Origin of the sequence: Nostoc sp. UCD121 (assembly GCF_014222285.1) — a bacterium.
GTDB lineage: Bacteria > Cyanobacteriota > Cyanobacteriia > Cyanobacteriales > Nostocaceae > Nostoc.
Map to the genome: position 1 here is coordinate 1 of NZ_JACKZS010000239.1, position 10788 is coordinate 10788.

Sequence of the window (10788 nt, forward strand, 5' to 3'; positions counted from 1 at the left end):
ACGGGGAAGCAAGCTACACATTAGCGTCTCGTAGAGAGCGTCTTGATTGCTGACTCCTGACTTCTGAGTGCTGAATTATTATCTTTAATTCCTTTCCTTTCCCCCATTTCCTCTTCCCCCTTTTGGTAAAAATAGCTGATTAAATAAAATGCTTTTAACTATTATTTTGGCTCAATCAACTGGACAGCAACCTGGACAAAATACGGGTACTACTAATTCAGGTGAGATCGTTGATGGTGCTATTGATGGGGCAGATTTGATTGTCAAATCTTTTGCTAATGATTGGACAGAGCTAGCATCTGGGACAAGTTCTATTTATACGGCTGTTGTGGCTGTATCAATGTTGGTTGCAGTAGTTTTAGTCAGTTTTGCCTCTTTGGGTTGGTATAGAAAGTTCGCTGAAGAAGGTTTTTCTTACAATTTTGTAAATGAAATGGTTTTTCCATTGTTAGTAATTGTAATGCTGACTAACAATGGTTTTTTATTGGCTAATACCACAATCGCTCTAAAAGATGTATCTGTAACTTTAAATAGGAGTATTTTAAGTATTACTAGAAATGGTGTAAAGTTAAAAGACGCTATCAGGAATGTGAATGCCGATCAGAGTTTCATTTTAGCTACACAGACAGCTTTGGCTAAATGTGAAAAACTTGAAACTTCTCAAACAGATAGTAACGGTAACACAACAAATCCTAGACAAACTTGCATCAAAGAAAATATAGAAAAAGCTCAATCAGACGCGCGCAAAGCCAGAGAGAAAAGGGGAACTGGTTCAGGTTCGGGAAGCTGGAACCCTTTGGATATTGGTGGCGAACTTGTCAATAGTGCAATTCAAGGTCTTGTTTATGTGATCCTGAGTGGTTTGTCCGCAGGTTTCCAATATATAGTGCAATTATCCTTTTTGTTAGTTGCTTACGTTGCACCTATATTCTTGGTATTGTCTTTGCTGCCTTTTGAAAGCAAGCCCCTTTATGCGTGGTTGTCCGGTTGGCTAGGTTTGACACTAATACTAATTTCATACTCGATAATAGTAGGTATAGTTGCGAGTGCGATAGTTGACAAACCTTCAAGCAATCCATTGTTGATGCAACTAATACAAGCAATTTTTTCGCCATTACTTGCAGTAGCCATCGGTACAGGAGGGGGAATGTCAGTATTCACAGCTTTTACTAGTGGAATTAAATTCTCTGTGGGATTAAGAAAATGAGGCTACTAGAAAAAAAAGAATTAAATTTCACGCCAATATTTTTGATAGGGAATGCAGTATTACTGAGCCTACTACTGTTAATAGAAATCATAAATTTTGCGAGAGTGGGAACTATAGCTAACTCGAAAGCACCGACATTAGTAGAATTAAATGATGGAGAATCTATAAGAGTTAGCGCGATGCATAGTGAGTCGAGATCGGCTCAAGCCATCAGGTATTTTGTCGGGCAAACAATGACAGGGCTATTGAGTTGGAATACACTGCCAAAAGTGACTGATGACTACGATGCAGACCCTAGTAAAAAATTAAAGCTTGATGCGGGTGTGCAAACAGGGAATAGCAAAATTACAACGAATGTATGGGCTACAGGGTTTGCGTTATCAGAAGATTTCCGTGCTGAGTTTCTGAAAGAAATAGGAAATCTTACACCACCAGATGTATTTAATGGTACGACTCAATCAATTTTAAAAATCAGTTTACTTAGCGAACCTAAAAAAGTAAACCCAGGTAAATTTCAAGTAGATATGGTAGGGGAAGTAATAGTTTTTCAGGGTAATAATATGGTTGGAGAACCAATAGGGTTTAACAAAAGTGTTTTTGTCAAAGTGATAGACACACCGACATTACCGCAGATTTCATCTGAGTTTCAACAAACAGCTTATCGTGTCCGCAAAGCAGGTTTAGAAATATATAAAATTCAAGATTTGAATTTATGACACAAACGCAAGAATCACCAGCAGTAAATAAAAGAAACGTTCCCCAAGAAGAAGAGCCAGCAGAATTTTTAGCACAAGAGCAGTCAGACACAGCGAACCCAGATTCTTTGGATAAGAAAGATAAAGATTTCGCTGCGATGAATGGGGTAAGTATTCAGCTTGAATCCTTAGCTGATACAGAAGCTCCTGAACCAGAAGAAATAACAACTACTCGTACAATTCCGCAAAACCCACTTTTAAAGATGGCTGTTATCGGTGGGATAATATTGATTTTTATAATGATTGTTGGCGGACTAATTAATGGTTCTATGAATGCCCTGAACTTTTCTACTACAAAAATAGAATCACCAAAAATAAGTCTTGAAGCAATAGAAGAACCAGTCAAGGATGAGACTGGACAAAATAAAACAGCTTTAGCTTTGACTAGCCAGAATGTGGAATTTAAGAAAATCCGCGATCAAAAAGCACAAGCAGAAGCAACAGCAGCACCTAGTCCCACATTCACACCTGTGACGGTAGCTCCAGCACCGACAAGAACAATACCTCAGCGTACACAACCAGTAACAGTTTCTAGAAATCCCTTTCCACCGAGAATTAATACATCGGTTAGACGCTCGTTGCCAGTTATTCAACCTCAACCTCAACCAAAACAAGTAGCACGAGTAATCCCCAATGCAAGTTCGGCTGTAAAAACTCAACCTCTAGACCCGATGCAACAATGGCTTGCTGTTGCAAACGTTGGTAGTTTCAGTAGTTCAGTCAACTCTGATGATGAACAATTAAACCCCAGTGAGATAAAAGGGGGAATAGGGTCAAGTACAGAAATTAAAAATCAAACTACTGCACAAACAACTGATTATAATACAAAGCGTATTTTAGTTGGTAGTACTACAGAAGGACGGCTAGAGACACCAATATTTTGGGGGACTAATGATGATATCGGTCAAAATTACCTGATTAAGATATCCCTTCCATTGAAAGCATCAGATGGTAGTGAAGTGTTACCCACGGGATCTTATCTGGTAGCTCAATTGACTAATTCAAATGGCTCAGGATTTGCCCAATTGCGTGGGGTTTCAGTTTTAATTAATTCCGATGGGAACACCCAAGAAAAGAAACTGCCAGAAAACGCTGTTTTAATCATGTCTAAAAACGGCAGTTTTCTCAAAGCCGAATCTCGCAAAGGTAGTAATTTAGGAGGTGATTTGATGTCGGCCGTAATCGCCGGTGTTGCCAAGGCTGCTGAGATCCAGAATCGCCCAACAAGTCAGACCAACATTAGTTCTAGTGGATTTTCTAGTAGTACAACTACTAATGATGATAAAAATATCACTTCTGCTTTTGGTGAAGGTGCATTTAACAATCTTCTCGAAGGTATTAAAGCATCTAATCAAAGTCGCTCTGGGCAATTAAATAGCCAAGAAAAAGTGTTCGTGATTGATGCTGGTCAGACAGTACAGATATTCGTTAATCAAACGATTTCGTTATGAAAAAAAATCTAGTGCTAGCTGCAACATTATTGTTAATAAACTCTCATCAGGTTTTAGCTGGAAGTGTTAGAACTGTTTATTCTCAAGATGTTGATTCTAATTTCCTGGAATTGAAAATTTGTCAAGGTTATGGACTGACGATTAATTTGATGTCTACTGGAGAAGTTATCAAGCAAGTTTGGATTGGCGATCCATCTCGCTTTGCTTTTACCTCAAACGGAAACTTGTGTCAGAAAAGTAATGATAATTCTAATGATCCAAATTGCAGTCAAGGAAATGCCACGGTTTTATTCTTGCGGCAAATCACACCAATTAAGTTTGCTAATTTAACTTCTTCTTCGGATGGAAATACACAAATAACCATTATTACTAGTGGGTCAGATGGACAAAAACAATACCAATTTAAATTAATTCCTGCTACAGGAAGCCCATCTTACACTAGTCTGGTGATTAAACCAGATTCGGCTCGTCCATTACCTGTAGTACCTGTAGCCATTAAACCGGAAGTAGCCCCAACTAACCTAGATAAGATACCAGCACCAGCAACTATAAACTCTATATTACCTGGTAGGACTTTACCAAGAAATGATGCTAATGCTCTTGTTTATGGTTTAGCGATCGCTCATAGTAATGGTCAAATTAAAGAGGGTTCAATAACTTGGAAAAAAGCTCAGGATGCGGTTAAATTACTACGTCAAGGCAAGAGCAAAGAAGAAGCTATTTCACGTTCTGGTGTTAAGGAGGAAGTTTTTAATCAGTTAATTCAGTGGGGGCAAAAATAATGCTTTGCCCTTTTTTACTCAGATAATTATCGGCTTTATTAATTAATCAGGAGAACAAATGAGGTTGAAACAATATTTATTAACAGCTATGTCTTTAATTCCATTCGTCTTACCTGCGCCATCAAAGGCTGAAACTCCGACAATAAGCTATTCGCAAGGTCAATATCTTGTTCAGGCTCCAGACTGGTCACGAATTACATGGGATAATCTGCCGCCTGTGCAACAGCCAGGATATCTGAGCATTCCAGAGAATCTCATCTCACTATTTGGATATGACCCGTCACGTTCCTGGTCAGCAGGACAAAAAGTTGATTCTGTTGTGATGCTAGGTGATGCGGATGATGCATTTAAAATGTCCAGTTTGAGCCTGAAATCGATAAGTTCAATCGCACCAAATAATAACAAACTGACACTAAAAGATTTTGGATTAATGCAATGGCAGACACCAGCATCACTAGTCAAGGCCATCCCTAGTTTAGGAAACTTAAGTCTTCGACAAGTCCCAGCAATAGCCGCCTTATTGTCTAAGAATAGGGTATTAAGTGGTGGAAACATTTCTCAAATTTTACGGTCAAACCCGGAAGCAGGGAATCTGCCTTTAGGTAAACTTGATTTAAGCAAGTACTCGTTAAACTCTATACCAGGATTAACATCAACTTCCTTGGGAAAATTCAAGTCTTGGCAGCAAAGTTATATTAACCAAGTCCCTGGATTAAACCAAGTACCCTTCGATAAGATGCCTCAACCGATTAATTCTGGCGTTGGTGTTGTGGGAATTGCTTCTGTAGTTCTTGGTACTTCTGAAAAAGGTGATGCGAGGGTTGGAAATAATTATTTTATCTCTGGCAGTGTAGTAAGGGGCGATAAAACTGTACCTAGTGCTTGTTCTGCTGGTAAAGAATGCTCATATCTAGAAATGGGCGATTTCTCCGGCTCAGAGGGTGGATTATATGGTAAGCGTTGGGCATCGGGTTCATCTCAGCAAGTTAAGGGCGGTTATGGTTTCTTGGCTGCGGTCAATTCCGGGAAGGAACCGACAGGACGGCTGGTATATGGTAGTGGGTTCAAAGTGGCGCTAACTGGAGTGAATGAATCCAAGGGGACTGCCGACTTTGGCTTATTCTTTAGGATATGTGCGCGACCACCATTTATGCAAAAAACTTGTACGCCCTATTTTATTGGGCCAGTGCCTTGGATACCAGTAAATGAAAATAATCTAGTTATTGTGGGAAGCGGACAATGACAACAACGACCAACACGCAAGTCAATGCTAACCAATTCATTCCACCAGGACTTGAGTCTGCACTAATTTCACCTGCTGGACTTGGATTACTAGCCTGTGGTGCAGTAATTGTGGTGGCTAAATATATTGATGCTAAAGGAGGTATTGCTAAACTAGCTACTGCCCGATGGGGTGGAACAACAGAGAAGACAGCAGCCCGGAAACTAGCGTGCAAACAAATAAATAAACGTAAACATAATCGTGTGTCGCTGTACGTGGGGACTCCCAAGAATATAAAAAGTGAAATTGTCAATGGTGTCAGAAAAACGTGCATTCCCGAAGATGCAGCAACCCTTTACCTACCAGACGCGCAACGGGGGATTTTCGTTTGTGGTGGCCCAGGTTGTGGAAAGTCATTTTCAATGATTAATCCGTTGATTCGTTCAGCAATAGATCAAGGGTTCCCCTTAGCACTTTATGATTTTAAGTATGCACAGCAAGAATCAGCCACAGATGCACCTAAAGGACAAGCACCAATACTAGCAGGGTACGCCCTAAAACGTGGTTATCAAGTCACCATTTTAGCTCCAGGTTTTGCAGAATCGGCAGTTGCCAATCCAATAGACTTTCTTCGTAGTAATAAAGATTCGGAAATGGCGCGGCAGTTGGCAATCACACTCAACCGCAACTTTCAACTCGGTGAAAAAGATTCGGGAAATAGCTTCTTCAGCAATGCAGGAGATCAACTGGTGCAAGCTGTCTTTATGCTGGCGAAAGGAACACAATACCCAGATATCATGATGTGCCAAGCAATTCTCGGATTACCGAAGCTAGTCAAGCGTATGGAAATTGCAGAGAACCTGAATTTCATGGTTAGGGAAGCTTTCGCACAGTTTGTATCTGTAGCTGGTAGCCCAGAGACAGCAGCTAGTATTGTGGGAACAGCAAGCGGATTGTTCAGCCGATTTATGGTTCCGGCAGCATTGGCAGCTTTCTGCGGAAAAACCAATATTCCACTGGACTTGAAAGGACGGCAGATGGTGATTTTTGGGATGAACAAAGAAAAGCGTGATGTAATTGCACCGTTGCTTGTCTCCATTCTGCATTTAATAATAAGTAGAAATGTCGCCTATAAACGCGCTTGTCCTCTTGTGCTTGGGATTGATGAATTACCAACATTATATTTACCAGCCTTGGTGGATTGGTTGAACCAAAACCGGGAGGATGGACTAATTTCTATCTTAGGTTTACAAAATCTCTCAATGCTAATTGAATCTTATGGAGAAAATACAACAAATGCCATATTTGGAGGATGTGCTACCAAAGCATTCTTTAACCCTCAAGATGATGTAGCAGCAGAACGTTTTAGTAAGTTCTTAGGTGATGAAGAGATTAAATACAAGCAACGTTCCCGTTCATCAGGAGGAAAAGGAGGAGCAAGTATTTCTAATTCTGACCAAAACAGTACTCGCAAGTTATTTGATATCAACCAATTTAATACATTACCAGAAGGTAAAGCTGTAATTATTAGTCCAGGGTTTCGTTCTCGCGGACAGATAAGTATACCAATCTTGCAAAATATTCATATTCCTCAACATGAGATTAATTCGGAAGCGGCGAGTGTAAAAGCTTGGTATAAATTCCAAAAGTCATTAGCCATGAAGTCTATTTTGAAACCTCCAGCAGATGAAGAAATGAGAATTCGTCGGGCAGAGGCATTAAAATTGTTGCCTTTGATAGAAACTCAAGAGCAGCTATCAGAATATGCTAGTTTGATTTAAGCAAGAAAAAGGGAACTCTTAACGGGGAACGGGGAACTCTTAACGGGGAAGAGGGGAAGAGGGAACTCCTAAGAGGGAACAGGAAAAACTCATGTTTAAAAACATGAGATTGAAATAATGACACTGTTTTTTTCGTGTTACGCATCTCAAAAAAAAAATTTTTTGACTGAGCTTTAAACTTTGAAACTTTAGTTTCTTATCTGTTCCCTGTTCCCTATTAAGAGTTCCCTTCTTCAATCATCAAAAATACTTAGGATAAAATTCATGTCATCAAGTAAGTTTTACCCGTTCTCTGATTATGATAGAAAACAAATTGCAAAACTCCCTCCTGATATAGCAGCCCTCGCAGATAAATATCCAAGCGAAATTTTAAACACTGCTGATAGTTGGGATAACTTGCCTTTTGATGCTAACTATCTTCCTGAGTGCCTTGAAGTCTATAGTAGCGATGCAGATGATGCCAACATTTTTGTGTTAAATGGTGTCCTGAAAGATTATGTCCCATCTCGCGCTGAAAAAAATACATCATCGATAACAGTGATGATCGATGGAGAATTTGCTTACATTGAAGTTGAAGGAAGACAGGTTCTTAATAAACTCGGTGGGATAGTTTTGCCAGAAGTAGCGATTAATCCTGAACTGTTAATACAGTCAATTCTCAAAGGCGAAAATAATGATTGATGATGGTGAAGCGAAAGAAATTAAGCGAGATTATTTAGACATTTTAGAATCTCTCCTCAAACTCATCCATGCGAAAGCTAAAGAAAAAGGATTAGATCCCAGCAAGGATGTTTCTATTTACTCTAGCTCTAGCAAAGTTTATCAAGGAACATTGGGAGAATCTCCCTCGAAAAACTTATTAACACCAACGATAGTAGAGAACTTAAAAAAAGCTCTGTCTGACCCGAAAAATTCTCAAGGTGCAATTTCTATTAAAATTGGCAATGAAAAAGTATTCCATATTAAAAATGGAGAGGTACTGACTGACAAATTAGGTTTAGCTCCCCCATCACCGAAAAATAAAGTTGTAAGTAATGAGCGAATGTACAGTGTAGAAGCTTTACAAAAACAAGTGGCTGTTTTGCAATCTAAACTAGAGTCGCAACAAAAACTTGTTGACAGTCTTAAAAAAAATGAACAAACACCTGAATCCTTGTCAGAACTGGCTGCTCAAGTTGCCGAAATGGGTAAGTCTTTAGAAAAGCAACAACAGTTGATTGAGAACACCCAAAAAGCTTTGTCCCAAGTAAATGAACGGTTTTTACCACAAGTTCAAAATACGGTTCTTCAAAACTGGGTTGGGTCAGTTGAACGTCAAGTAAAGAAAACGGCTTCAAACGCATTTGAGCGCCTTAAAGATGCGCTGACCCCTGAAGTGACGAAGTTAAGGAAAGAAATTGCACAGATGAAAGCTCAAATAGAGCAACAAGTTACTAACCGACTAGATGAAGCCAGGGATGAACTCAATCAACAAGTTGGTAACTTAACTCAAGAGTTACGTACACAAGTAGATGGTGCTAAAAACACGGTTGAGCAAAAGATTAAGGGTGTTCAGTCAGCCATTGACAATACTCGAACTGAACTACGGGCTGCTGTCGATGATGTCAAAGGTCAGGCAATTGAGCAAAGTGTCAAAGCCCTGTTGAATATCTTGGGCAAAGATAACCCTGATGGTTCTAAAAGTTTTAAAAGTACAAGCTTTGACTTTGAACGCCTTGGCAATAATGTAATCGTTCGTGCCAAAAACGGCGATGCTGTTCTCACTGATGGAGTTTTATCACCTAACGTAAGTGACCAACAGTTACAGGCACTTGGTAAGGTTCAATCTGTTGTTGATATGCATCATCAAATTCAGCAGGATTCTCAACAAGAATCACAATCTAGAGGTATGCACAGATAACCCGGATTTCTCACCGATGCTCAAAGATTTTCTGTCTTGTATTGAGCATGAAAGAGCCAGTGGTGGATTCTTCGTGCATACTGGCATAACTGGACAGTTGTCAAAACAGTTGATTCGTCGCTCCAATAAAATAATCTTAGTAAGCGGTCAGAAACTAGTAAATTTTGTCTTAAATAAGCAGTTAAAAATAGTGGGAATAACAATAAGTGGTAAGTCTTAATTTTCATTTCCAATTGATAGAAGAAAGGCAGGAGGCAGAGGGCAGAGGGCAGAAGGAAGAAGGAAGAAAAGGTACAAACCTCGCCCCTTGTTGGCGAAAAAGTAGGAATACTCTTTTCGAGATGCACAGCACAAAAAAAGATGTGTCCGTAGCACTTACCTCTTCCCTTCATGGGAGAGGTGTTCCTTCTGCCTTCTGCCTCCTGCCTTCTGCCTTGCCGCCTTTGGCGGCTTGATTAGTTAGCGCCGAAACCGGATCTGCTCCCCGTTGTCATCTGACTGTTGAGGATTTATTTTCAATCTCTTCAGAATCAATGGTTTGTCATCTCTAATCAGTTGCCTAACGATGTTCATTTTTTCCTCAAAAGTCAAAGCTAAAGCATCAGTTTTAACACTCGTAAATAACTCGCTGACCTTTGCTCCTGTTACCTTTTCACCTTTGATATATTTTCCTACTTCCATAACTACTTCTGCCAATCTTTCAATATCTAAACCCTGAATCATCTGTTTGAGATGCAACTTTAATTCTGCTAGTAATGTTTTAGCTAAGGTTGACTCAGTAGCTGATTGCTCAACAGAGTTAGAGGTGGATAAAATAGCTCTCTTCTCTACATGAGATTGCAACTCAGCCGTCAATGCTGTTTCAAAGTTATTGAATGTACTTTTAGCAGCAACGAGTTGCTCTTTGTATTGAGAAAGTTGTTCTGTCAATCCTAATACTGCTTGGGTTAAAGCAGACTCGATAGCTGATTGCTCAACATAATCAGAGATTGACAGAATAGCTTTATTTTCTGCATGAGATTGCAACTCAGCCGTCAATGCTTCATCAAAGTCATTGAATGTATTTTTAGTAATAACAAGTTGTTGATGAGATTGAGAAAGTTGTTCTGTTAGCCCTAATACTGTTTGGGTTAAAGCAAACTCGATAGCTGATTGCTCAATATAATCAAAGACTGATAAAATAGCTCCTTTTTCTGCATGAGATTTTAACTCTTGAGTCAAGGCTGTTTCCAAGCCATTAAATGCAGTTTTATCTTCAACTAACTGCTGATGAGATCGAGAAAGTTGTTCTGTTAATCCTAATACTACTTGGGTTAAAGCAGACTCGATAGCTGATTGCTCAATATAATCAGAGATTGATAAAATAGCTTTCTTTTCTGCATGGGATTGCAACTCAGCCGTAAATACTTCCTCCAAGTCATTAAATGCAGTTTTATCTTCAACTAACTGCTGATGAGATCGAGAAAGTTGCTCTGTTAATCCTAATACTGTTTGGGCTAAAGCAGATTCAATACTTGATTGCTCAATATAATCAGAGATTGATAAAATAGCTTTCTTCTCTGCATGAGATTGTACCTCAGCCGTCAATGCTGTTTCAAAGTTATTGAATGTATTTTTAGCAGCAACGAGTTGCTCTTTGTATTGAGAAAGTTGTTCTGTCAATCCTAATACTGCTTGGGTTAAAGCAGAC

At 39.4% G+C, this 10788-nt stretch carries 9 protein-coding genes and 1 pseudogene; 9 read left to right on the plus strand and 1 reads right to left on the minus strand.

Annotated features, from left to right (window positions below; translation table 11 throughout):
• Positions 1-148: 148 nt before the first annotated feature.
• From GNF10_RS31290 to GNF10_RS39365, 9 genes are all read left to right on the plus strand, one after another.
• A complete protein-coding gene (locus GNF10_RS31290) occupies positions 149-1207 on the plus strand; it encodes a hypothetical protein (RefSeq protein ID WP_185592316.1) in 1059 nt (352 codons plus the stop codon).
• The gene (locus tag GNF10_RS31295; RefSeq protein WP_185607340.1) at positions 1204-1923 is read left to right on the plus strand and encodes a hypothetical protein; all 720 of its coding nucleotides are present in this window, start codon (positions 1204-1206) and stop codon (positions 1921-1923) included. Before GNF10_RS31290 ends, GNF10_RS31295 begins: the two co-directional genes overlap by 4 nt.
• Positions 1920-3413: a hypothetical protein gene (locus tag GNF10_RS31300; protein ID WP_185607341.1), complete on the plus strand. Its 1494-nt coding sequence runs from the start codon at positions 1920-1922 to the stop codon at positions 3411-3413. Before GNF10_RS31295 ends, GNF10_RS31300 begins: the two co-directional genes overlap by 4 nt.
• On the plus strand, positions 3410-4195 hold the full coding sequence (locus tag GNF10_RS31305; RefSeq protein ID WP_185584973.1) for a hypothetical protein: 786 nt from the start codon (positions 3410-3412) through the stop codon (positions 4193-4195). Before GNF10_RS31300 ends, GNF10_RS31305 begins: the two co-directional genes overlap by 4 nt.
• A 58-nt stretch (positions 4196-4253) precedes the next feature.
• A complete protein-coding gene (locus GNF10_RS31310) occupies positions 4254-5438 on the plus strand; it encodes a hypothetical protein (protein WP_185607342.1) in 1185 nt (394 codons plus the stop codon).
• Positions 5435-7198 carry a type IV secretory system conjugative DNA transfer family protein gene (locus GNF10_RS31315; RefSeq protein ID WP_185582093.1) on the plus strand — a complete coding sequence of 588 codons (1764 nt, stop codon included), beginning with the start codon at positions 5435-5437 and terminating at the stop codon, positions 7196-7198. The genes GNF10_RS31310 and GNF10_RS31315 overlap by 4 nt, the downstream gene beginning before the upstream one ends.
• A 264-nt stretch (positions 7199-7462) precedes the next feature.
• On the plus strand, positions 7463-7879 hold the full coding sequence (locus GNF10_RS31320; RefSeq protein WP_181927294.1) for a hypothetical protein: 417 nt from the start codon (positions 7463-7465) through the stop codon (positions 7877-7879).
• Positions 7872-9098 (plus strand): hypothetical protein, encoded by a 1227-nt coding sequence (locus tag GNF10_RS31325; protein WP_185607343.1) that lies wholly within the window; start codon positions 7872-7874, stop codon positions 9096-9098. The genes GNF10_RS31320 and GNF10_RS31325 overlap by 8 nt, the downstream gene beginning before the upstream one ends.
• Before the next feature lie 16 nt (positions 9099-9114).
• Positions 9115-9318, plus strand: coding sequence for a restriction endonuclease (locus GNF10_RS39365; RefSeq protein ID WP_311774244.1), 204 nt, complete (start codon positions 9115-9117; stop codon positions 9316-9318).
• Positions 9319-9557: 239 nt separating this feature from the next.
• On the opposite strand, the pseudogene GNF10_RS31330 reads toward GNF10_RS39365, so the two are convergent.
• Positions 9558-10788: pseudogene (locus GNF10_RS31330) on the minus strand (exonuclease V subunit alpha); the annotation flags it as partial.